The following is a 23,329-nucleotide window of genomic DNA, read 5'->3' as shown; positions in this document are numbered from 1 at the left end:
TCTATCCATCCTGTTTTTTAAGAAGCAAAATACTGGCACCAAGCACAATTGGAATTGTGATGATTAAAGCCAAAATAGAATGGTGCAAATCAATAAGCCCTAGTGCTTTGTTAAATACGCCTCTGGCAATAATTAACATATGCGTGGTTGGATAAACTTCACCAATATAACGACCACTTCCTTCTAAAGAAGCAACCGGGTTAAGTAATCCTGAAAATTGAATTGCTGGTAACATTGTGCCTACACAGGTCAAAAAGATAACGGCGATTTGGCTACGAGTGACGGTTGAAGCAAGTAAGCCTAGTCCTGTTGAAATGATACAATATGCAAAAGCCGCAAGGCATAAAGTAAAGAGACTTCCTTTTATCGGCACACCAAAAATAGTGATAGCCATAAAAAGTAGTAACAGAAAACTCAACATCGAAATGATAATGTATGGTACCTGTTTACCTAATAAAAACTCTGCTCTTGTCACTGGCGTCACGTAGAGATTAATAATAGATCCCATCTCTTTTTCACGAACAACAGATAATGCTGCAAGCATTGAAGGGATCATAAGAAGTAATATAGGAATAACGGCTGGCACCATTGATTGCAAACTTTTGATATCAGGATTATAACGATATCGAGTTTCAATATTGGCCAAACTAGTTGAATCACTTCCGGTGGTTTCTTTCACTTTTTGGCTTAACCACGCAAGATGCATGCCTTGAACATAACCTTTAATCGTTTCAGCTCGTAGTGGCATAGCGCCGTCAATCCATACAGCAATATCAACCGGATCACCACGTTGTATATCTCGTCCAAAATTAGGGGGAATTTCGATCGCCAGCGCAATATCATTACTACGTAATCGTGCATCCATGTCGTCATAATTAGTCAGCGGCGGCCTTTCAATAAAATATCGCTTAGAACCCGATAAGTTAAGCGTGTAATTTTGGCTAACCACTGTTTGATCACGATCAAGAACAGCAAAACGTAGATCTTCAACATCCATTGTAATACCGTACCCCATGACTAACATTAAGATAGCCGAACCTAACAAAGCCAATAGAGCTCGTAAGGGATCGCGCGATAATTCAAGCGTTTCTCGCCATAAACACCCAATCATCCGTGTTAAACTAAAGCCACTAAAATGCGGGTTTTGCGTTTTTTGTGTTTGATTTTCTGGCGAAGATTTCTCGGTTGTGGTTGAATTTTCTTCAGTATGATTATCGTCTGCGCCTGCATCGATTAAGTAGTTTATAAAAGCTTCTTCTAGCGTTTTTGCCCCTTTAGCAGCAATAATATTATCTGGCGTATCACTGGCTAGCACTTTACCGGCATGCATTAATGAGATGCGATCACATCTTGCTGCTTCATTCATAAAGTGTGTCGTTATAAAAACGGTAACTTTATCTTTGCGAGAAAGTTCAATGATCAAACGCCAAAAGTCATCACGTGCGATAGGGTCAACACCGGAAGTGGGCTCGTCAAGGATAAGAATTTCTGGATTATGCACTACCGCTACGGCTAAAGATAATCGCTGCTTGACGCCTAAAGGCAAACTATCGGGTAGATATTGTGCTTCTTGCACTAAACCAAAACGTTTAAGTAGTTCTTGTACGCGTGCAGGAATTTTACTTTCATTGATACCGTACAAGCGAGCATGTAAAACCAGGTTTTGCTCGACAGTTAATTCGCTGTATAAAGAAAAAGCTTGCGACATATAGCCAAGATGTCGTCTGACATTAATATCACTGGCATCTACAGGTTTACCAAATAACCATGCTTCACCCGATGAAATGGGCAATAACCCGGTCAGCATTTTCATTGTCGTTGATTTTCCACAACCATTTGAGCCTAAAAAACCAAATATCTCACCTTGCTTAATAGAAAAATTAACGTGATCTACAGCTATAAAATCGCCAAATTGTTTAGTCAATCCTTTAGCTTCAATAGCTATTTGCAAATCTTTATTTAGATCTAATGGTGGAATTTCAACCGCTTGATAACCTTGTCTGGCACTTTCAGGCATTAGCTGAATAAACGCATCATCTAAATTATCTTTACCGGTTTTAGCTAATAATGATTTAGGCGTGCCGGTTTCTAAGATTTTTCCCCCATACATAGCAACCAACCAATCAAAGTTTTGTGCTTCATCCATATAAGCCGTTGCAACAATGACACTCATCTGTGGTCTTTGTTTACGAATTTTATTGATTAATTGCCAAAATTGCGCTCTTGAAAGTGGATCAACACCGGTGGTTGGCTCATCTAAAATTAACAAATCCGGATCGTGAATTAAAGCAGAGCATAAACTGACTTTTTGCTTCATACCGCCAGATAAACGGCCAGCAGGTCTCGATAAAAAAGGATATAATCCGGTACTTCGTGTTAACTCATCAATACGACGGCGTCGCTCTGCTGCATCATTGCCAAACAGGCGGGCAAAAAATTGAAGATTTTCTTCAACAGATAAGGTGGGGTAAAGATTTTTTCCAAGCCCTTGTGGCATGTAGGCGATACGAGTACAAACCGATTTACGATGGTCTTTGTCACGCATATCACCTTCTAAAACATAGACTAATCCTTCTTGAATAACGTGAGCACCTGCAATGAGTGAAAGTAAGCTAGATTTACCAACACCATCAGGACCAATTAATCCAACCATGCATCGAGGTGGAATCGCTAAATTAATATTGGATAACGCACAGTTTTTCTTATAATGCAAACTAACATCGCTGATTTTGACGACAGCATCATCATCGGAGCTAGTTTCTGCGGAGTTCACTAAATCCTGTCTGTCTGATTCTGACATAAGCTATCTCCAATTATTTTGTTGGACATTTAGCAATATCAGATAAGCCGGCTGGCCATTCAGTTTTAGGATCAAGTCGAACCCAAGCAACGCCAGGTAATCCTGTTTTAACATGAGTGATATAACATCTCAATAATTCCGGACTTAATTGGGCTTTTACTCTAAACATCAATTTTTGACGCTCATCTTTGGTTTCCACTGTTTTCGGAGTAAATTGAGCGACGCTAGAAACAAAAGAGATTTTGGCTGAGATTGGTTTTTCAGGTAGCGCATCAAGTACCAGCCTTACTTCATCACCAATGGCAACTTTCCCGGCTATCGTTTCAGGTAAAAAGAAGGTTAAATAAACATCAGATAAATTGACTAAATTTAAGACTTTACCTCCAGAAGGTAAAACTTCCCCTAATTGAGCGATACGGTATTGGATACGTCCATCAACAGGCGCAGTTAAAGTACTATCATCAATGTCTGCTTGAATTTGTCTTATACTCGCTTGAGCAACTTGGATAGCAGATTGAGCGCTTTGTAATTCAGCTTTAGCAACGTCAATTGCTGCATCGGCAGCAACTACTTTGGATTTTGCCGAATCTAGGGTAGCTTTGGCACTGTTTACTTTCGCCGTATCATCATCTAATTGCTGTATGGATAATGCCCCTTTTTGGGAAAGGGTTTTTGTTCGTTGAAGATGTTTTTCGGCGATATCTAAATCACTGGCATATTGATTAACTACTGCTGATGCGACTGCTTTATCACTAATTTTAATGGCGACTTGAGCTTTCGCACTAGTTTCATTGCTGACTGCTTGCAAAAGCTGCGCTTGAGCCTCATTCAATTGTGCTTGCAAAGTATCAGTTTGCATCACAACAAGCGGTTGGCCTGCTTTAACAAAATCGCCTTCATCGACATTAATTTTTTCAATTCTTCCGGCTAATTTAGTTGAAATATTAATTTCAGTTGCTTCAATACGCCCATTTCCATTGGTAAAATCGGCGCCATAACCTTCAGGTTTAAATTGTTGCCATAAAATAAAACTAATAGCAATAATAACAAGTACAATAATAATCCATTTTTTGCTTATTTTTTTCATAACCAATACCTTGTTTTAAACTGATTAATTTTTAATATCAAGCTTAACGAAAGAATTAATCGTTATATGCTATTTGTCCATAATTTGTTAAATAATAGCAAATGTTTATTATAAATTAAATCAAGACATGAAATAAGCGCAATAAAAGCTAATTTTAGCTAAGCGATTAAACTCTATCGGTTAGTTATAGGCAAATAATGAAGTAAATGCTATGCTTAGAAAATTCTAAATGGATCTATTGTATATTTTTATTTAAAGGTGAATTTCATGGCTTTACCCTCTTTTTTAACGCTTTATAACGAATTAATCTCAACACCAACAATTAGCAATGTTTCTAATGAAAAATTAGATTATTCCAATAAACCTTTAATCGACAAATTAGCAACATGGCTTGAAGAGTTAGGCTTTACAATTGAAATTCAGCCCGTTCCTAATACGCGCCAAAAATTCAATATGTTAGCAACCTACTCCAACAGCAATAATAAAACACAAGGTGGATTATTATTAAGTGGACATAGTGATACTGTTCCGTTTGATGACGGTCAATGGACTAAAGATCCTTTTAAATTAACTGAAGAAGACAATAAATTGTATGGTTTAGGTACAGCCGATATGAAAGGCTTTTTTGCTTTTATCTTAGATGCGCTGCGCGATATTGATCTAAAAAAATTAACTAAACCAATATATGTTCTTGCTACTGCCGATGAAGAAACATCCATGGCCGGTGCATCATTTTTCGCCAGAAATACCCAACTTCAACCCGACTGTACCATAATCGGCGAACCGACTTCATTAATTCCGATACGAGCACATAAAGGATTTATCTCTAACTCGATAAAAGTGATTGGTAAATCGGGACATTCAAGTGATCCCGATAAAGGAATTAATGCTATTGAGGTAATGCATTTAGTCATTAAACGTTTATTAATCCTTAAACAAAAATTCAAAGAGCAATATCATAATGACGGGTTTAGCGTGCCCTATCCAACGCTTAATTTGGGTGTTATTCATGGAGGAGATGCGGCTAACCGTATATGTGGATGCTGTGAACTTATTATTGATATTCGTGTTTTACCAAATAATGATGTTGATTCGTTATATAACGCACTTTGTGAAGCGCTAAAACCAGTTATGGAACAATACCCAAATCGGGTTGCTATTGAGTACGAAGTTTCACCAATTCCCGGCTATGAATGTAAAAAAGATCATCCGGCTCTACAGCATATTGAAAAACTGGTTGGTCACAGTGCACAAACTGTCAATTACAGTACTGAAGCACCCTACCTAAATCAAATTTCGCCAACCATTGTGCTCGGTCCAGGGTCAATTGAACAAGCACACCAACCAGATGAATTTATTTCAATGGACTTTTTGAAACCAACTAAATTAACAATTGAAAACTTGATCAAAGATTTTTGTCTCTAATCATATAAATACGCCGACATCGTCGGCGAATAAAATTATTTTAAATTATGTTAAATTGTCATCTTTATGGTTATTTCACCATTGGCAAAGCATATCTAAAATAGGCACCAGAGACTTGCCTCTTTCTAATAACCCATATTCCACTTTAGGGGGGATTTGTGGAAATTCTTTTCTGAAAATCAATTTATCTTTTTCCATCTCTTTTAGAGTATTACTTAGTGTTTTAAAAGAAATGCCATTAATACTTCGTTTAAGTTCATTAAATCGCATTGATGGTTGATTTTCGTTTAACCAATAAAGAATAACAATCTTGTATTTACCTCGAATCATTGAGAGTGTGTAATTAAATCCACTATTCTCAAAATTATCTCCGGTACAATGATGATTTTCCATGTTTACACTCTCCCTAAAGATAGTACATAACTATAATTACCGTACTTTAAAAATAATTGTATCGATACTATTATGACTCAATTATAAGTAGATAAGGAATATTTACAATGAAACAGACTTTAGTGATTGTTGCTCATCCAGATTTAGCTTCTTCAAATGTTAACCGATGCTGGTTTAATAAATTAAATCAATTTCATGATCAAATAACCCTACATGATCTTTATTCACACTATCCCTCTTATAAAATAGATCCTAGTTTCGAACAAAGCTTAATTGAAAATCATCAAAACTTAGTTATTCAATTTCCAATATATTGGTTTAATTGTCCGCCATTATTAAAAAAATGGCTGGATGAGGTCATGACTTATGGTTGGGCATTTGGATCTTCAGGAAATAAATTAAAAAATAAAAAAGTAGGATTAGCGGTTTCGGCGGGTATAAAGGAAGCTGACTATTGCAAATCGGGACATTATAAATATACGCTCGAGCAGGTTCTTAAACCATTCGAATTAACGATGAATTATGTTCAAGCTGATTATCAGCCCCTTTTTGCGATTTATGGCGCAAATAATGAGCCAGACTACCCAGATAAAATCACACAAAACGATATAGAAAAAAGTGCAGACAATTATATAATTTGGATGAAAAAATTAGGGATGTTAATTTAAAATTCATCAAAGCTTATTAATACACTTATTAAGAAATATCGTTGACTAAAAGATAACAAAGATAGAGCATTTTATCCAAGATCTTTCAGTGAAATTTATTAATTTTATTCTGTACAGAAAAAAAGTGGTATATACGTCTTGATATTTTTTACAAAATCAATGCTTTCCAAGATTAACTGTCTTTTTACGAAGGAAGCCAACTGATACAAAATCAACTAGCCGATATGGTCGGCTAATTTTACTATACTTGAAAAGTAGCAAAGTCAGTTGCGATTTCAGTAGATGCAAAAATATTTCTAGCCTCATTGACTAATTTTGTTTTGTCATTCAAGGTATAGCGAGGACTAATATGCGTAATAATAAGTCGCTTAGCATTAGCTTTTTTAGCAATGTTTGCGGCGTGTACTGTTGTAGAATGCCCTCGCTCAAGTGCTTTTTCTTCAAGTGCATGTTCTTGCGTTGCCTCATGAACTAATAGATCTACTTCTTTTGCTAATTCAATCGAGGCATCACAAGGGATAGTATCGCCTAAAATAGCAATCTTTTTCCCGCTCCTCACTTCATCCAGATAGTCAAAACCATTAATCATTCGACCGTCATTAAGCGTTACACTCTGCCCCGCTTTCAAAAGTGAATAAAGTGGACCAATATCAATATTATCTGCTCTTAATTTATCGATGTTTAATCTGGTCGACAAATCTTTTTCGATAATTCGATAACCAAAACTTGGTACTCGATGCTGCAATAATTTTGCTTCGACAAAAAACTTATTATCATCGAAAACCAGACAATCATGCTCTAATTCAATAATATTAAGCGGATAAGATAGCCATGAATAACTCAAGTCAATAACTGTTTGAATAAATTGCTTAATTCCTTTAGGTCCAACTAACGTTAAAGCAGATTGGTGTTGCATTAAAGAACGGCTGGTAAGTACCCCGGGTAAACCAAACAGGTGATCGCCATGTAGATGAGTAAGAAAAATAACTTCAAGTTTTGAAAGGCTTAATTTAGCTTTTAACATTTGCATTTGTGTTCCTTCACCGCAATCAAAAAGCCATAATTTTCCTCTCTCTTCCCGCAGATCTAACACAATACTACTGACATTACGTTCTTGTGTCGGCGACCCTGCACTGGTTCCCAAAAAAGTTAATTTCATAATGTTTTAGATATTTTTGCGTTCAATAGTTTGTTCGCCCCAAAATAGTTTATCTGCTTTGGTTTTCGAAAATGCTAGCGGTAAAACCTCATCACTGCCTTCCGACCAAATCTGTTCAGCCAATTTTTCATCATAGTTTGCTAACTCAAAAATAGCTTCTGCAATTTCAATAGAAGTTTCGCGAATACTTGCCCAAGAACGAATATCATGTATTTCTTTTTTGGTAGAATTCATATTAAGACTCCTTATTTGATTAGATTAAGTGTAAAATAACCCCAATTCATCCAAATTACAATAGGGCAATAGCTTTATGTTAACAATCATCTCACCTGCAAAAACGCTTGACTATCAAAGTCCATTAATCACTTCTGATTATTCTAAACCACAATTTATGCCAGAAACTCAACAGTTGGTTGAAGTGTGTAAAAAACTTTCAGCTAACGAATTAGCTAAATTAATGTCCATCAGTCCTAAGCTGGCTGAAGTGAATTATCAACGATTTCAAGATTGGCATGCTAATTTCACCCCTGATAATGCCAGACAAGCGATATTAGCATTCAAAGGCGATGTTTACGAAGGTCTTCATGTCGAAGATTTTACGGATAAAGATTTGAGTTTTGCTCAATCCCATTTAAGAATATTATCAGGGCTTTATGGTGTATTAAGACCCCTTGATCTGATCCAACCTTATCGATTGGAAATGGGCATAAGATTAAAAAATGGTCATAATTCTAATCTTTATCAGTTCTGGGGTGATAAGTTAACCGATTATCTCAACAAGGAACTTGCTCAATCAGCCAATCCAACTTTGATCAATTTAGCGTCTAACGAGTACTTTAAGGCAATAAAAGCAAAACAACTCAAAGCAAGCATCATCCAGCCTGTATTTTTAGATAAAAGCAAAGGCGAATTTAAAGTTATCAGTTTTTATGCCAAAAAAGCCCGTGGGTTAATGAGCCGATTTATTATCAAAAATAATATTAATCAAAGTAATGATATTAAAAGTTTTAATTTAGAAGGTTATCAGTTTGATTCAAAACGTTCAACTGAATTAGAATGGTTCTTTATTCGAAACCATGCATAACACGATAGACAAAGATAGATGGAATTTCTCACAACATTAGGACAACAGTTTTTAGCGACTTTGCCCCTATTTGTCCTGATCTTATTAGGATACTTAGCGATTAAAATTGGGCGTTGGCAAAAAACAGTAACCGATAGTTTAACTAAATTTACTTTTTATATTGCTTTTCCAATTATGCTCTTTCAAATTATGAGCCATTTTTCTGAGCATTCGCAAATCGATATTAAATTGTTGTTGGTCTTTTTTGGAAGTTCCTTTATTGTTTTTGCATTGGGCTGCATCATTGCTTCGAAATGCTTTAAATTAAATGGAACTCAAAGCACTATGTTTGCAATGGGCGGTATTTACACAAACACCGTCTTTGTCGGTATACCGATAATTAAAATGTTGTTAGGCGATAACGCCATTCCAATTGTTGCCATAATTGTTATTTTCAATGCACTGATACTTTGGACACTTGCCACAGTTTGCATTGAGTTTGTTCAAATGGGGAAACTTTCAACTAAAGGTTTTGTTAAAGCGTTTAAAAATGTCTCAAAAAACCCAATTATTTTAGGTATTTTTGTAGGAATTGTAGTCAACTTTACCGGCATACCATTACCTCAATTTATTGATAAATCAGCCAAAATGGTTAGTGATATGACTGCGCCATTGTCATTGATTGTATTAGGAATGGGGCTGGCAGAATATAAAATTCGGGATGAATTATTGCTTACCGGCTCTATTTGTATATTAAAATTAGCCATATTACCGATTGTTACTTATATTTTAGCTAAAATAATCGGATTGCCAACACTAGAGCTGCAAGTCGTTGTTTTATTAAGCTCAGTATCGATAGCTATAAATTGTTATATGATGGCTCGACAATTTGAAGTACTTCAAGGACCTATTGCGTCGAGTTTGCTAATTTCAACGGCATTGTCGTCTATCACAACACCGTTGATTTTATCGATTATGATGCAACTACCTTTTACTTAATTAACCCTTGCTAGCATTACTTTTCACTTTGTAGTGTAATTTTAATGCTAAAACGATGACTGCACTACCAATTAAAAACCGCACCCAATCAATAGATTGATGACTAACAATAACATTAACTAAAATGCCTGACGGGATAACGACATTATTCATAATAGCCAACGTACCGGAATCAACTTTTGTCGCCCCATAATTCCATAAAAAATAGCACAACCCTGATGCAATTACGCCTAGCCAGACAATGACTATCCATTGTATATTGGTTGTGGGTAATTTGGATGAATCACCAAATAACCACCACCCTAAACTTGCGACAATTACCGCACCAAGGTAAACCCAAGCAAATGCTTGATGTTGCGGTAAAGGGTAGAGTTCCATAATGCGTTTATAACCAGCCTGCCCCAAAGCAAAGACAATATTTGCGCCTTGAACAAGTAAAAATCCAATAATAAAATCCTGGTTAATATGATCATAGCGAATAATGGCTGCACCAATGACTGCTAGAACAGCGGTAAGTAGATAATTTACTCTGAGACGATGTCCTTGCAATAAATCATAAATGACAGTCACATAAATTGGCGTAAAAATTGTAAATAATAAAACTTCCGGCACGGATATGTATTGAAAAGAGTTATAATAAAAAAAGTACATAATCCCTAATTGACACGCCCCTACTCCCATTAATAACAGCATTTGTTTAAGGCAAATGTTGCCAAAGCGTAAAAAAGGAATAAAGGTTAGAAAAGCCAATAACACTCGAATCACAACAGCAAACCAAGTATCCACCTGCCCACTTATATAAATCGCAATTAAACTAAATGAAAATGACCAAACAATGGTCACGAAAATAAGATAAGACATAATTGATAACAATAAAGAATGATAAATGGGCTGCATCGTATCAATTCATCTTACACTTGTAAACATTATGGGATTTGAATTGTGTACAACAGATAAAATAATAATGAAAATATTTACTGATTGCTTTTATAAAGAACAATAATTTCTGATATATTGGATTATAAATCCGACGAATAAGTCATATTACCTAAACTTTGCTAAACAAATAGCAATTTTTAAAACAATCATCTTCAAAAACAATCATCCTCAAAAAAGTTCAATTATGGCATAATGTGCGCCAAATTATATTTTTGCGACTTTGCTAAAAGTTTTTGATAACTTTTACGAACAAGCGCATGTTAAAGAGAGTAAATATTTGTGTTAAGTACAAACAACATCACCATGCAATTTGGTAGTAAACCGCTATTTGAAAATATTTCAGTTAAGTTTGGTAACGGCAACCGTTACGGGCTGATTGGAGCAAATGGAAGCGGCAAATCGACTTTTATGAAAATTATTGGCGGCGATTTAGTTCCAACATCCGGGAATGTTGCTTTAGATCCTCATGAAAGATTAGGTAAATTACGCCAAGATCAGTTCGCCTTTGAAGAGTTTACAGTGCTCGATACGGTTATCATGGGACATACTCAACTATGGCACATTAAGCAGGAGCGTGACCGTATCTATTCATTACCTGAAATGAGTGAAGAGGATGGGTTTAAAGTTGCCGATTTGGAAACACAGTATGCAGAAATGGATGGTTATAGTGCTGAGGCTCGAGCTGGAGAACTTTTACTTGGGGTGGGTATTCCGGTTGAACAACATTATGGACTTATGAGCGAAATTGCACCCGGCTGGAAATTACGTGTGCTTTTAGCTCAAGCACTTTTTTCAAATCCGGATATTTTACTTCTTGATGAACCAACCAATAACTTAGATATTGATACTATTCGTTGGTTAGAAGAGACATTAAATGAACGTGAAAGTACCATGATCATTATTTCGCATGATCGCCATTTTCTAAATATGGTTTGTACTCATATGGCGGATATGGACTACGGTGAACTTCGTATTTATCCGGGCAATTATGATGATTACATGACAGCGTCAACCCAAGCTCGAGAAAGACTATTAGCTGACAACGCTAAGAAAAAAGCGCAAATTAGTGAATTACAATCATTTGTTAGTCGTTTTAGTGCCAACGCTTCAAAATCGAAGCAAGCAACATCACGAGCAAGACAGATTGAAAAAATCAAACTCGAAGAAGTCAAAGCATCGAGTCGGCAAAATCCATTTATTCGTTTTGAACAGGATAAAAAACTTTTCCGTAATGCTTTGGTAGTGGAAAACCTTACCAAAGGTTTTGATAATGGCCCGTTATTTAAAAACTTAAATCTCATGGTTGAAGTGGGTGAAAAAGTCGCAATTTTGGGTACTAACGGGATAGGTAAATCAACATTATTAAAAACATTAATAGGGGAGATTATCCCTGAACAAGGCGATATAAAGTGGTCGGAAAATGCCAATATTGGCTATTATGCCCAAGATCATGAATATGAGTTTGAAGAAGATTTAACTGTATTTGACTGGATGAGTCAGTGGAAACAACCCAACGATGATGAGCAAGCCGTTCGCAGTATTTTGGGCCGACTACTGTTTTCTCAAGACGATATTAAAAAACAAGTTAAAGTGCTTTCCGGTGGTGAAAAAGGCCGTATGCTATTTGGTAAATTGATGATGCAACGTCCAAATATCATTGTCATGGACGAACCAACAAATCATTTGGATATGGAATCGATCGAATCATTAAATATGGCATTAGAGCTATATCAAGGAACTTTATTTTTTGTGTCGCACGACCGTGAATTTGTTAGCTCATTAGCAACTCGTATTGTTGAAATAACGCCGGAAAAAGTGATTGATTATACCGGTAATTATGAAGATTACTTGCGCAGCCAAGGGATCGAATAAAGATATAATAAAGATATCGTCTGATTAATAAAATAGCCACATCTGTGGCTATTTTTTTAGGTTAATTATGTTTAGATAAATTAAAACTCTAACTCATCCCACCAAATATCTATTAATGGACTGGTTTTAACATTTTTAAGCCCATGGCTTTCAAGCCATTTTGTGACAACGTCACGATTTTCTTCGGTACAATTACCCAATTTTTGAGTACAAATGATGCCTTTCCAATTTAAATATCCACTACCTTCGTAAGCCAAACCGTTTGCTTGTATCGCTTCAATGATAAATTGATCGACAACGTTATCAATAGTTTCTTCGCTAGTGCCTTCGTCAAATGTCCAACTGACAGTAAAACCTAGCTCTTTAAACTCTTCAATATGTAATTTTTTTCTTAAACGACGACTGCGATTAACCTTAGCCATAATGATATCCTTCTACTTTAGATAATTTAGTTAGTTTTAGAATATGTATGATGACTAGATTGCTTCATACTATTCTGGTTATTTTTAGAAGTTCGTGTTTGACTAACACGTCTTCTTTTTGCCGGAACCTGTTTGACTGTCGCTTTTTTTACTGATTCGGCTTTAATTCGAGGATCAACTTCAAATCCTTGAGTAAAAATTTCCGGGATTGTTTTTTTAATCAATTTCTCAATTGATTTTAATTGAGGAAGCTCATCAATACAAACTAATGATATTGCCTGCCCCTGATTTAGTGCCCGCCCTGTTCTACCAATACGATGTACATAATCTTCTGCTACTTGTGGCAATTCATAATTGACTACATGAGGCAATAGTTCAATATCCAACCCTCTCGCAGCTATATCGGTAGCAACGAGTGCTCGTATTTGTCCCGATTTAAAGTCCGCTAAGGCTTTGGTTCTTGCCCCTTGACTTTTATTACCATGAATCGCAGAAGCTTTAATACCATCTTTAGTTAACTGTTCGGCAAGATGATTAGCTCCATATTTAGTACGCGTAAAAATTAACACCTGCTGCCATTGGTTTTTACCAATCAAATAAGAAAGAAGTTCACGTTTACGCCGTTTATCAACCCGATGAATATATTGAGTAATTTGCTCAGATGCACTATTAGTTTTTGCTACAGCGATCGATTCGGGCAAATGTAAAATTGTATTTGCTAATGATTTAATTTCATCTGAAAATGTCGCTGAAAACAGTAAGTTTTGGCGCTTTTTGGGTAATTTTGCAATCACTCGTCGAATATCATGAATAAAGCCCATATCAAGCATACGATCAGCTTCATCCAGTACTAACGTTTTAACAGTTGAAAGGTCAACCGCATTTTGTTGAACCAAATCAAGCAACCGCCCAGGAGTGGCAATTAAAATATCAACTCCGCCTCGAAGTTTCATCATTTGTGGATTAATACTTACCCCACCAAATACCACCAACGAACGCACCGCTAAATAGCGGCTATAATCACGAATATTTTCGCCAATTTGCGCAGCAAGTTCCCGTGTTGGCGCTAAGATCAAGGCATACAACGGGCGTTTACCTTTTCTACCAGTCGTTCTTTGTGGAGCATTATTTTGTTGCTCAATTAACTTTTGTAAAATAGGTAATGCAAAGCCGGCTGTCTTACCTGTTCCTGTTTGTGCGCTAGCCATAAGATCATTACCTGATAAGATAACTGGAATGGCTTTTTGTTGGATTGGAGTGGGATGGGTATAGTTTTGTTCTTTTACTGCTTTTAAAATCTCGACACTTAAGCCAAGAGAGTCAAATGACATGAAATGATTCCTAAATAAACGAAAATTGAATTGTCGAAAATTATTATAAAACAATTCGACTATAATTGTTTGATTATTTACCGATACTGATTGAAAACATTGTGTATCAAACAATAACAGTCGAAAAGATAAGACTATTTTTTATAACGATTACTTCGCTTTAACTCAATAAACAGCAATTTATAAAAAATGAACACCCTGATTTTTAAAATGTTTTTTATAAAAAACCAGCTAAATGATATTTATTATCATTTCCATTTATGCTACTATCTCGCACCCAATTGTAATTGATTAATGGACTATGTATGCTTTTTAATTTCAGCCGTACAAAAAAAATACTAATAGCGTTAATTTTAACGACCGTTAGTATTAACTGCTTTGCTAAAGATGATATCACTTTTGCAAACTTTCGTGATATTCGTGATTTAAACCCTCATCTCTATTCCGGTGAAATGTGGGCACAAAACATGCTTTATGAATCTTTAGTACACTACAATGAAAATGGTACATTCTCGCCTTGGTTAGCTGAGAGTTGGACAATTACCAATCAAGGTAAAACCTATACTTTCAAATTGAGACAAGATGTCACCTTTAGTGATGGTGCAAAATTCGATGCACATAGCGCAAAACTTAACTGGGATGCTGTACTATCGAATAAAGTTCGTCATACATGGCTTGAAATGGTGCGTTTAATTACCGATATAAAAGCAATAGATGATTATACGTTGCAGGTGAATCTATCCGAACCTTATTATCCATTTTTGATTGAAATTGCAGTGACACGCCCTATGCGTTTTATTTCCCCAAATTCAATGAAAAACGGTGAAACCAAAGATGGAGTTAACGCTTATATCGGAACTGGTCCTTATGTATTAACTGATCATAAAAAAGATCAGTATGCCATATTTACCGCTAATCCGACTTATTGGGGCAATAAGCCGCAAATCAAAAAAGTCACCATGAAAGTAATTGCTGATAATCAGAGTCGCTTAATGGCACTGGAAAAAGGTGAAATTGATCTCATTTATGGTAAAAACATGGTTGATGCTGATTCTTATGAGCGGTTTTCCAAAATGGATAAGTTTCAGACATTAATGTCTAAGCCTGTTTCAAGCCGTATTGTTTTAATGAATACCACAAGACCAGCTTTAAGTGATATCCATGTAAGACAAGCTATTGAGCATATCATTAGTAAAAAAGATATATCGGAAGGTATATTTAACAATAGTGAGGCGCCAGCTGATACCTTAATGGCAACAAATATACCTTATGCCAATCTAGGACTGAAACCGTATGAGTATAATCCTAAATTAGCTGAACAATTACTTGATCAGGCTGGTTGGGTTAAGGCAAACGGTGAAAATTACCGTCAAAAAGATGGCAAACCTTTTGAAATTACCCTTTACTATGATAGTAATACTGCGTCACAAAAAACCATTGCACAATACATGCAAGACGAATTTGAGCAAGTTGGATTGAAGCTCAATATTCATGGCGAGGAAGAACAAGGCTATCGTGATCGTCAAAAAGCCGGCGATTTTGATATGGTGTTTGATATCTCATGGGGAATGCCTTATGACCCTCAATCATTCCTATCTGGCATGAAACTTCCGGTTTATGGCGACTATATGGCACAACAAGGATTAAAAGAAAAACCTCAGATCGATGCCAGTATTAGTAAAGCGCTAATTTCGACTGATGAGCAAGAACGTCAAAACTTGTATCGTTATGTACTGCAAACCCTGCATGATCAAGCGGTTTATATCCCACTAACTTATGAACGAAATCGTGCTATTGCAGTAAAATCATTAAAAGGGATCGAATTTGCGCCTTCTCAGTTTGATATACCATTCGAAAAAATGCACTATTAATCTACTGGTTTTATTGATCAATTAGCATGTTAAGTTATATCTTAAAACGTTTAATAATGATGATACCAATTTTATTTGGTATCTCATTTATCGCTTTTTTACTTATCAATTTAGCGCCTTCTGATCCCGCTGAAGTTGCTTTGCGTCTTAATGAAATCATGCCAACACCGGATGCTATTGAAAGTATGCGAGAGGAACTCGGATTAAATAAACCTTTTTGGAATCGTTACTTTACCTGGCTATATAACGTCTTTCACCTTGATTTTGGGCGTTCGTTTATACATCGTGACAGATTAGTTTGGGATGAAATGTTACGTAGCATAGTTCCAACAGTTGTTTTAGCCATTTCGTCTTTTATCTTTACATTGATTGTAAGTGTTATTTTAGGCGTATTATGTGCTATTTTCGCCAATTCGGTATTCGATCATATTGTACGGATAATCATATTTTTAGGTACCGCTATGCCAAGTTATTGGCTTGGTCTGCTTTTTATCTGGTTGTTTGCCAATTATTTAGATCTTTTACCCACTAACGGCTATGGCACATGGCAAAATTTAATTTTGCCAACTTTAACATTATCTTTCGTTTATATCTCAACCTACGTCCGATTTATTCGTAATAATATGCTCGAAAATATGCATAACTACAGCGTATTTTATGCACGTAGCCGAGGCTTAAAAGAACGCTCAATTATTTTAAAACATGTCTTAGTTAATTCATTACATACCACCATAACGGCATTAGGTATGACAATTCCCCAATTAATAGCGGGATCTTTTGTTGTGGAATATATTTTTTCATGGCCAGGGCTTGGACGTTTGTGTATTGCAGCCATTATGAATCGAGATTATCCGGTTATCCAAGCTTATATTTTAATTATGGCGATTTTATTTGTGGTGTGTAATTTCATTGTTGATGTCGTTCATCAATTGCTCGATCCTCGTTTACGAGATAGTGGTGGTATCAGATGATTATACTAAAGCAACTTATCAAAAATAAAACGGCTTTGTGTTGTATCGTCTTGATTACTTTAATCATTATTCTTGGGATTTTAGCACCCTATATTGCCCCATTTGATCCGAATAAAGTTCGTATAGTGCGTAAATATGCTAGCATGTCTGGCGAACATTGGCTGGGCTGTGACCATTTAGGACGAGACATTTTTTCTCGTTTACTTTATGGTATCCGCTCTACCCTATTTTTATCACTGCTTACGATGATAATCACCATTGTCATTGGTACCGTTATTGGTCTGATTTCAGGTTATCAACGTGGTAAGCTTGATGAATGCATTATGCGCCTTTGTGATGTTATGCTGTCTTTTCCTAGTCAAGTGATGATTCTGGCCATAGTTGGGGTGCTAGGTGTTGGAATTGAAAATGTTATTATTGCTAATATTGTCGTTAAATGGGCTTGGTATAGCCGCATGATACGAAGTTCGGTAATCAAACACAGTCGAAAAAATTATATTCTTTTTTCACGAGCCATTGGCGCATCCAATATTTTCATCATACGCCGTCATTTATTGCCAAATATTATGTCTGAATTGGTGGTATTAGCAACTTTAGATACTGGTTGGGTTATTTTAAATATTTCGGCGTTATCGTTCATCGGATTGGGTGTTCAAGCCCCTACGGCTGAATGGGGGCTTATGTTGAGCGAGGCAAAAAATGTGATGATCCAACACCCAATGCAAATGGTTTTTCCCGGAATAGCTATTTTAATTGTGGTGGCAGCCTTTAATATGTTAGGCGACTGTTTGAGAGATATTCTCGATCCAAAGGACAAATCAAATGAGTCATAAATTACTTGAGATCAAGGATCTTAACGTAACACTTAGTAATGGCAAAACACTATTAGATAATCTATCTTTTAGTATAGATCATTATCAATGCATGGGTATTGTGGGTGAAAGTGGAAGCGGTAAAAGCTTAACATGTAAAGCAATTATAGGCTTGTTAGAACCCTATTTTCGAGTTAAGGGCGAAGTTTTATTTTCTCCAAAACAAAAAAACAGACATTTTTCATCAAGTGCTGATCTATTGAAACAACGTAAAGAAGTATTACGTAATATTCGTGGCAACACTATTTCAGTTATCCTACAGCACCCGATGAATGCTTTTGATCCACTTTATTGTATTGGCAAGCAAGTTGTTGAAACGTTACTTGCTCACCGTAAATTGTCTAAAAGTGAAGCTATTGATAAAACCCTATGCATGATTGAAACCATCGGTTTAGATAATCCTAAAATAATTTACAACAAGCATCCACATCAATTAAGTGGTGGCATGCTGCAAAGAATTATGATCGGAATTGCTCTAATGCTAGAACCCGAGCTTATTATTGCCGATGAGCCGACAACGGCTTTAGACTCGATTAGCCAATATCATATCCTTAAGATGTTTGAACAAATTAAGCAACAATCAAAAACAGCCATGATCTTTATTTCACATGATTTAGGTGTGATTCATCATATAGCAGATCAAATCATTGTAATGAAAGACGGCGCTATTGTTGAACAGGGAACGCGAGATGAGATTTTTTATCATGCTAAAAATCAATATACCCAGTACTTAATCAATGCTCGAAAACAATTAGTAACAAAATTCAACGCTGCAGTTAAGCCTAAACCTCTTAATGTTAGCTTGGAGAGCATTTAAATGACCGTTTTACTACAAGCTGAAAATTTAAACAAATCATTTGTCCAACCCGATCAAGGATTATTTAGTCGAAAAAAAACTAAAGTGATCAATAATGTTTCTTTATCGTTAAAACACGGTGAGTGTCTGGGCATTATCGGTGAAAGCGGTAGCGGTAAAAGTACGCTCGGGAAATTGATTCTTGGACTGGAAAAACCCGACAGTGGTAAAATCTATTTCAATGGGCAAGACATTTCAAAAAAAGCCTGGAAAAAGTCAGTGATGCGACGTAATCTTAGCGCAGTATTTCAAGATTATAATGCTTCGGTTAACCCTTATTTTACCGTTGAGAATATTATTGCAGAACCAATTGATATTTATGAAAAAATATCTAATAAACAACGTAAAAAACGAATTGATGAACTGTTAGAGCAAGTTGGTTTAAATTATACTTTTGCTAACCGATTTCCTCATGAAATGAGTGGTGGCCAATTACAACGTATCTGTATTGCCCGAGCAATTGCTTGTCAGCCTCAATTTATTTTATTCGACGAAGCGGTCAGCTCATTAGATATCTCAGTGCAAGCACAAATTTTAGCATTATTGTCCGATTTACAAAAACAATTAAATTTAACCAGTATCTTTATTACACATGACTTAACGACAATCACTTATCTTTGTGATCGAGCCATGTTTTTTTATCAGGGACAAATTGTTGAACATGTTGATAATATCGAACAATTAGGCAATGTTAAAAATGCTTATTCTAAGCAACTTCTTGAATCTGTATTAGGTTTTTAAATTTATGACAACCGAATTAGACAACAACAAACAATTTTATTTTAAAGACTATTTAGCCTTGGTGATCCCTTTTATTATTTCAACCATTACAACTCCACTACTTGGAGTAGTTGATACAGCATTAGTCGGGCACTTACCTAATCCTGCATTTATAGCCGGTATTGCTGTTGGCGCAGTCATTTTTAATACCATTTATTGGTTATTCGGCTTTTTGCGAGTCAGTACAACTGGTTTTGCAGCACAAGCTTTAAATGATCCTATATTATTGCGTTCTTCGCTTATTCGTCCGCTATTTATTGCTATAGTTTTAGGTATCTTATTTATTATTCTACAGCAACCTATTTTTGATGCGTCCATGCAAGTGATTAAACCGAATAAGGAAGTCACTCATTTCGCAAAGACCTACTATTCAATTTTGATTTGGGGTGCCCCTTTTGTGCTTATCAACTATGTATTAGTCGGTTGGCTAATGGGAATGGCAAAAATAAAAGCGGTTTTGTTTTTACAAGTACTGATTAATGTACTTAACATTATTTTAGCTATAATCTTAGTTTGGGGATTTCATTCAGACATTGAAGGGGTAGCTTCTGCGACCTTAAGCGCACAGATCAGCTGTAGTTTATTAGGATTTTGGTATATCTATCGTTATCTACCAAAAACACAACAAAAAACCGATTTAAAAGCAATATTATCTTGGCAGTCATTAAAAGGGGTAATTTTAGTTAATACTAACTTGATGATCCGTACTATTTGTCTTTTAATTGTCACTAACCATTTTATATCAATTGGTTCTAGCTTCAGCACTCAAGTGCTTGCCGCCAATGCAGTATTGTTCCAAATTCACTATTTAATGGCATATCTTTTTGATGGGTTTGCTAATGCTTCAAGCGTATTTAGTGGCAAAGCTAAAGGGACGAAAAATATTACGTTATATAATCAAACCCTTAGATGGTCATTGCAGGCATGCATTATCTGTCCGATAATTTTAATTGCCATTTGGTTAGCTTTCGATACCGCAATTATAAAATTATTGACAAATCAAACAGAAATAATAGGGTTGTGTCAGCAATATCAATTATGGTTGATGATATTTCCAATAGCAGTTGCAGGTGGTTTGATTTACTATGGCGTTTTTTCCGGAATCAGCTATACATCATCAATTCGAGATTCAATGATTCTCGCACTTTTACTTTGGTTGATTGCTCAATATATATGCGTGCCAATTTGGGGAAATAATGGATTATGGTTTTCATATATTTTATTCAGTTTAGGAAGGACGCTGTTCTTAGTCATCTGGATCAAAAAATCTAAAGGCTACGTATTGATCTAAATTGTTGTTAGATTTTTTATCAAATTGATGAGAAAATAAAAGGTAACACAACCGGTTACCTTTTGATTTAAAAATATACAAACTATTTTTTAGATGGATGAGGATCTTTAACTGAATCACCTTGCCCACTAACTATATACCAACCATTTTTACTATGTGGTTTTTTATTATGATCCGGACAAGGGGGTAACGATTTCTTACTTTGGTTGGAATAAATATATCCACAGTCAGCACATTTATAAGTGCCGGCTGAAACATCACTACCGTATGCAGCAAATTTTTGTACCATTATAAGCTCCTCCAGTATAGTTATATTTAAGATAAGCTAATACTTATCAGTGATATTTATAAGCTCTGATTAAAAAAAAAGCAAGTATGTTTTTTAATCATACCCGATTTTACCGTTTTTTATTAAATGAATTTAACATCTATATTTAAAACAAAAATACAATTTAAGCACTATTTCACCATCAATCTTTTGATAATAATATAAAAAATATTGCCAAAATCTTTCAGAAAATACCTGCGTTTCAGTATAAAATTGAGGAAGTAGAAAATTCTTATAAACAAAACGATTTTGGATATTATTTAAAATAAATTGGATAATTTTATAATTCCAAAATTTCGTTAGGTTGCTAAATTTTAAGGTTTTATCATCTATAAGTTTGTTGTAGTAAGACCATTTTAGTTTGTTAAAAAGAACGCAAAAAATCGTTTTCAATATTAATTGAGTAGATTATTCTTCGATAATTGAGATTTTATATTTCATTAAATAAATAAACTAACTTTTCCTAAAATCTATCTTGAAGCCAGAGGCTGAAAAAAGATAATGTACAATTTGTGTCAACAGCAAAGCAAATAGCTTTCGGTGATAAATAGGAATGATTGAATTGATTTAAAACATTCTCTAATTACTTTTAAATGATAGCGTTGATAGTTAATTATCTAATAATACAACAAAATTAAAAAGGGGGTATTATTCTCCCCCTTTTTGACTGCTATTAAAAATGATACTTCTGGAAATATTTTTTAAATTTTATTTAAGGTGAAACACAAATCGCCTGAGTAAATTGAGTTTTTGTACCACTTATTGAATCACCTGTTACATCCACAATAAAATGTTGATTTGGAATTGGACTTGGGGATGGTGAACTGGTCCAAAAAGCAAATGGAGTCCAAGCATCGCCATAACCTCTATTTTTTAATGATCCCCACTCTGAAATCAATCCACCATTTATTTGTCTAATTTTCTGTTGACCATTTCCAGGATAGCCGCCTTCCCACCAACCAGGAATATTACCGTTAGTCAGATCTGACACAGTCGGCAATCTATAATTTGGCAAGCTTGCACAATAATTTTCAGCGTTATTATAATTGTTTTCTACCATATCGATACCATTACTATCCGCTTGAGGAATAAACCAGTGGCGCAATTTGAAACGATAAATTGGAATAGTTTTTGCTTGGTCAGCATAAATCGTAAATTGTGTTGGCACAAAACTCATTTTAGATGAAGGAGAATTAGAGTTTGGTCCTTTTAACTTCACTACGGCTACCTTATTAGATTCACTGAATTCTAAATCTACATTAGAATTGTTAGGCACTTTGCTATAACTAAGTTGACGATAATCTTTCAGCCCAGCAACAATCAATTTAAAATTAAGATCATTAGCGCCTGTTGCAGGAAAATTAGTTTCAGGATTATTAACATTTTGAACTATAAAAACATTTTTATCTGAATCCCACTGACCAGAAACACCGTTATTTTGTGTTAATGTTCTCGGTTGAACCCAGCAAGTATAAACTGAACTTGAACCAACATTAAGGAAATAATTATCATCAAGATCACTAAATGTTGTTGAATCTGGAACACCATATTGAGTCTTAATACTACTGTTTTCGACATGTAAATTGATATAATATGGCGCTAAACATTTGTCGACAGCATCAGTCCGCGCAACATTTTGACCTAGAGAATTTGTAATTCTCATAGAAATTTTACCGGTCCCTGCATTTACCAAATCACCATCATCATCACGACCATAATTATAAGGTGCTTGCAATATCGAACTGAAATCGATTGATTGTACATTATCTCTATCCATAGAAGAGCTAACCGGAACGATTGTTTGTATATCAGCAAAGGTAGCAATACTATTAGGAATGGCAATTGGTAAAGGTTTATTATTAGCATCCATTGGTGGCTTATTATGTTTAACCTCTTGACCATTTTCCATATAACTTATCCAAGATAATGCTTTAGTATCTGTACTTTTTGTTTGACCATTATCAAAAGTTAAGTAAGGTGCAGTACCATTAATAAATTTTGCTGTTTGGTTTGATAGTGCGGAAACAGAATTAGCAACGATGCTTAAGGTTAAATAACTTGATAAATAAAAAAGAACGGTGGTATATTTTCGCTTTCTGATATGTCTAACATGAGGTGAATATTTTTGATTAATGCTTGAAATATCTGAAGACTGTGTACAACTTAATGCTATCATGAATTACTACTCCTTTTGATTCTCTT

The 23,329-nt window shown here is 35.3% G+C and carries 21 protein-coding genes; 11 read left to right on the top strand and 10 right to left on the bottom strand.

The genetic code is table 11. The features are described from left to right. Position 1: 1 nt before the first annotated feature. Entirely contained in the window at positions 2-2,800 is a 2,799-nt protein-coding gene (gene rbbA, locus J3U37_RS07655; protein ID WP_267374147.1) for a ribosome-associated ATPase/putative transporter RbbA, read from the bottom strand. A gap of 13 nt (positions 2,801-2,813) precedes the next feature. Next, positions 2,814-3,887 (bottom strand): HlyD family secretion protein, encoded by a 1,074-nt coding sequence (locus J3U37_RS07650; protein WP_220217375.1) that lies wholly within the window; start codon positions 3,885-3,887, stop codon positions 2,814-2,816. A 267-nt stretch (positions 3,888-4,154) separates the two neighbouring features. Between J3U37_RS07650 and argE the strand changes: the two genes are divergently transcribed. Next, positions 4,155-5,312 carry an acetylornithine deacetylase gene (gene argE, locus J3U37_RS07645; RefSeq protein WP_267374145.1) on the top strand — a complete coding sequence of 386 codons (1,158 nt, stop codon included), beginning with the start codon at positions 4,155-4,157 and terminating at the stop codon, positions 5,310-5,312. Between the two features lie 75 nt (positions 5,313-5,387). Here the strand turns inward: argE and J3U37_RS07640 are convergent, their stop codons facing one another. Further along, entirely contained in the window at positions 5,388-5,705 is a 318-nt protein-coding gene (locus J3U37_RS07640; protein WP_267374143.1) for a winged helix-turn-helix transcriptional regulator, read from the bottom strand. Between the two features lie 107 nt (positions 5,706-5,812). On the opposite strand from J3U37_RS07640, the gene J3U37_RS07635 reads away from it, so the two are divergent. Next, positions 5,813-6,373, top strand: coding sequence for an NAD(P)H-dependent oxidoreductase (locus tag J3U37_RS07635; RefSeq protein ID WP_267374142.1), 561 nt, complete (start codon positions 5,813-5,815; stop codon positions 6,371-6,373). A 241-nt stretch (positions 6,374-6,614) separates the two neighbouring features. Here J3U37_RS07635 and rnz read toward each other — a convergent pair whose 3' ends face one another. Together rnz and J3U37_RS07625 are read right to left on the bottom strand one after the other, a co-directional pair. Beyond that, on the bottom strand, positions 6,615-7,532 hold the full coding sequence (gene rnz / locus J3U37_RS07630; protein ID WP_267374139.1) for a ribonuclease Z: 918 nt from the start codon (positions 7,530-7,532) through the stop codon (positions 6,615-6,617). Positions 7,533-7,538: 6 nt separating this feature from the next. Continuing rightward, positions 7,539-7,766, bottom strand: coding sequence for a YccJ family protein (locus J3U37_RS07625; RefSeq protein WP_220217378.1), 228 nt, complete (start codon positions 7,764-7,766; stop codon positions 7,539-7,541). Positions 7,767-7,842: 76 nt separating this feature from the next. Between J3U37_RS07625 and yaaA the strand changes: the two genes are divergently transcribed. Further along, positions 7,843-8,616 carry a peroxide stress protein YaaA gene (yaaA, locus tag J3U37_RS07620; RefSeq protein WP_267374136.1) on the top strand — a complete coding sequence of 258 codons (774 nt, stop codon included), beginning with the start codon at positions 7,843-7,845 and terminating at the stop codon, positions 8,614-8,616. Between the two features lie 18 nt (positions 8,617-8,634). Beyond that, positions 8,635-9,594, top strand: coding sequence for an AEC family transporter (locus J3U37_RS07615; protein WP_267329526.1), 960 nt, complete (start codon positions 8,635-8,637; stop codon positions 9,592-9,594). Here J3U37_RS07615 and J3U37_RS07610 read toward each other — a convergent pair whose 3' ends face one another. Beyond that, entirely contained in the window at positions 9,595-10,455 is an 861-nt protein-coding gene (locus J3U37_RS07610; protein WP_267374134.1) for a DMT family transporter, read from the bottom strand. 357 nt (positions 10,456-10,812) lie between these two features. Here J3U37_RS07610 and J3U37_RS07605 point away from each other — a divergent pair, with 357 nt between their 5' ends. Then, positions 10,813-12,405 (top strand): ABC-F family ATPase, encoded by a 1,593-nt coding sequence (locus tag J3U37_RS07605; RefSeq protein WP_267374132.1) that lies wholly within the window; start codon positions 10,813-10,815, stop codon positions 12,403-12,405. A gap of 80 nt (positions 12,406-12,485) precedes the next feature. Here the strand turns inward: J3U37_RS07605 and J3U37_RS07600 are convergent, their stop codons facing one another. Further along, positions 12,486-12,827 carry a YggL family protein gene (locus J3U37_RS07600; protein WP_220217383.1) on the bottom strand — a complete coding sequence of 114 codons (342 nt, stop codon included), beginning with the start codon at positions 12,825-12,827 and terminating at the stop codon, positions 12,486-12,488. 26 nt (positions 12,828-12,853) lie between these two features. Further along, complete coding sequence (locus J3U37_RS07595; protein ID WP_267374129.1) at positions 12,854-14,158, bottom strand: DEAD/DEAH box helicase; 1,305 nt, start codon at positions 14,156-14,158, stop codon at positions 12,854-12,856. 305 nt (positions 14,159-14,463) lie between these two features. On the opposite strand from J3U37_RS07595, the gene nikA reads away from it, so the two are divergent. From nikA to J3U37_RS07565, 6 genes are read left to right on the top strand one after another with little or no spacing between them, the layout of a single operon-like run. Further along, positions 14,464-16,029, top strand: a complete 1,566-nt coding sequence (nikA, locus tag J3U37_RS07590; protein WP_267374126.1) for a nickel ABC transporter substrate-binding protein — start codon at positions 14,464-14,466, stop codon at positions 16,027-16,029. A 26-nt stretch (positions 16,030-16,055) separates the two neighbouring features. After that, on the top strand, positions 16,056-17,000 hold the full coding sequence (opp1B, locus tag J3U37_RS07585) for a nickel/cobalt ABC transporter permease (protein WP_267374123.1): 945 nt from the start codon (positions 16,056-16,058) through the stop codon (positions 16,998-17,000). A gap of 2 nt (positions 17,001-17,002) precedes the next feature. Further along, positions 17,003-17,833 carry a nickel/cobalt ABC transporter permease gene (gene opp1C / locus J3U37_RS07580; protein ID WP_416379997.1) on the top strand — a complete coding sequence of 277 codons (831 nt, stop codon included), beginning with the start codon at positions 17,003-17,005 and terminating at the stop codon, positions 17,831-17,833. After that, entirely contained in the window at positions 17,823-18,689 is an 867-nt protein-coding gene (locus tag J3U37_RS07575) for an ABC transporter ATP-binding protein (protein ID WP_267374118.1), read from the top strand. Before opp1C ends, J3U37_RS07575 begins: the two co-directional genes overlap by 11 nt. Then, a complete protein-coding gene (locus tag J3U37_RS07570; protein ID WP_267374116.1) occupies positions 18,690-19,469 on the top strand; it encodes an ABC transporter ATP-binding protein in 780 nt (259 codons plus the stop codon). 4 nt (positions 19,470-19,473) lie between these two features. Next, positions 19,474-20,799: an MATE family efflux transporter gene (locus J3U37_RS07565; protein WP_267374114.1), complete on the top strand. Its 1,326-nt coding sequence runs from the start codon at positions 19,474-19,476 to the stop codon at positions 20,797-20,799. Positions 20,800-20,881: 82 nt separating this feature from the next. Here J3U37_RS07565 and J3U37_RS07560 read toward each other — a convergent pair whose 3' ends face one another. Next, positions 20,882-21,088 carry a hypothetical protein gene (locus J3U37_RS07560; protein WP_220217391.1) on the bottom strand — a complete coding sequence of 69 codons (207 nt, stop codon included), beginning with the start codon at positions 21,086-21,088 and terminating at the stop codon, positions 20,882-20,884. Positions 21,089-21,839: 751 nt separating this feature from the next. Continuing rightward, positions 21,840-23,303, bottom strand: a complete 1,464-nt coding sequence (locus J3U37_RS07555) for a hypothetical protein (RefSeq protein ID WP_267374112.1) — start codon at positions 23,301-23,303, stop codon at positions 21,840-21,842. Between the last annotated feature and the right edge of the window lie 26 nt (positions 23,304-23,329).

Source organism: Gilliamella sp. B3172 (assembly GCF_026536465.1).
GTDB lineage: Bacteria > Pseudomonadota > Gammaproteobacteria > Enterobacterales > Orbaceae > Gilliamella.
Note: the sequence above shows the minus strand (reverse complement) of the source record. Positions and strands in the feature narration are given on the sequence as shown.

Excerpts from the sequence above, each read along its gene's own strand:
- rbbA (WP_267374147.1), bottom strand. The coding sequence starts at position 2,800 with ATGTCAGAATCAGACAGACAGGATTTAGTGAACTCCGCAGAAACTAGC.
- J3U37_RS07650 (WP_220217375.1), bottom strand. The coding sequence starts at position 3,887 with ATGAAAAAAATAAGCAAAAAATGGATTATTATTGTACTTGTTATTATT.
- argE (WP_267374145.1), top strand. The coding sequence starts at position 4,155 with ATGGCTTTACCCTCTTTTTTAACGCTTTATAACGAATTAATCTCAACA.
- J3U37_RS07640 (WP_267374143.1), bottom strand. The coding sequence starts at position 5,705 with ATGGAAAATCATCATTGTACCGGAGATAATTTTGAGAATAGTGGATTT.
- J3U37_RS07635 (WP_267374142.1), top strand. The coding sequence starts at position 5,813 with ATGAAACAGACTTTAGTGATTGTTGCTCATCCAGATTTAGCTTCTTCA.
- rnz (WP_267374139.1), bottom strand. The coding sequence starts at position 7,532 with ATGAAATTAACTTTTTTGGGAACCAGTGCAGGGTCGCCGACACAAGAA.
- J3U37_RS07625 (WP_220217378.1), bottom strand. The coding sequence starts at position 7,766 with ATGAATTCTACCAAAAAAGAAATACATGATATTCGTTCTTGGGCAAGT.
- yaaA (WP_267374136.1), top strand. The coding sequence starts at position 7,843 with ATGTTAACAATCATCTCACCTGCAAAAACGCTTGACTATCAAAGTCCA.
- J3U37_RS07615 (WP_267329526.1), top strand. The coding sequence starts at position 8,635 with ATGGAATTTCTCACAACATTAGGACAACAGTTTTTAGCGACTTTGCCC.
- J3U37_RS07610 (WP_267374134.1), bottom strand. The coding sequence starts at position 10,455 with ATGTCTTATCTTATTTTCGTGACCATTGTTTGGTCATTTTCATTTAGT.
- J3U37_RS07600 (WP_220217383.1), bottom strand. The coding sequence starts at position 12,827 with ATGGCTAAGGTTAATCGCAGTCGTCGTTTAAGAAAAAAATTACATATT.
- J3U37_RS07595 (WP_267374129.1), bottom strand. The coding sequence starts at position 14,158 with ATGTCATTTGACTCTCTTGGCTTAAGTGTCGAGATTTTAAAAGCAGTA.
- nikA (WP_267374126.1), top strand. The coding sequence starts at position 14,464 with ATGCTTTTTAATTTCAGCCGTACAAAAAAAATACTAATAGCGTTAATT.
- opp1B (WP_267374123.1), top strand. The coding sequence starts at position 16,056 with ATGTTAAGTTATATCTTAAAACGTTTAATAATGATGATACCAATTTTA.
- J3U37_RS07575 (WP_267374118.1), top strand. The coding sequence starts at position 17,823 with ATGAGTCATAAATTACTTGAGATCAAGGATCTTAACGTAACACTTAGT.
- J3U37_RS07570 (WP_267374116.1), top strand. The coding sequence starts at position 18,690 with ATGACCGTTTTACTACAAGCTGAAAATTTAAACAAATCATTTGTCCAA.
- J3U37_RS07565 (WP_267374114.1), top strand. The coding sequence starts at position 19,474 with ATGACAACCGAATTAGACAACAACAAACAATTTTATTTTAAAGACTAT.
- J3U37_RS07560 (WP_220217391.1), bottom strand. The coding sequence starts at position 21,088 with ATGGTACAAAAATTTGCTGCATACGGTAGTGATGTTTCAGCCGGCACT.
- J3U37_RS07555 (WP_267374112.1), bottom strand. The coding sequence starts at position 23,303 with ATGATAGCATTAAGTTGTACACAGTCTTCAGATATTTCAAGCATTAAT.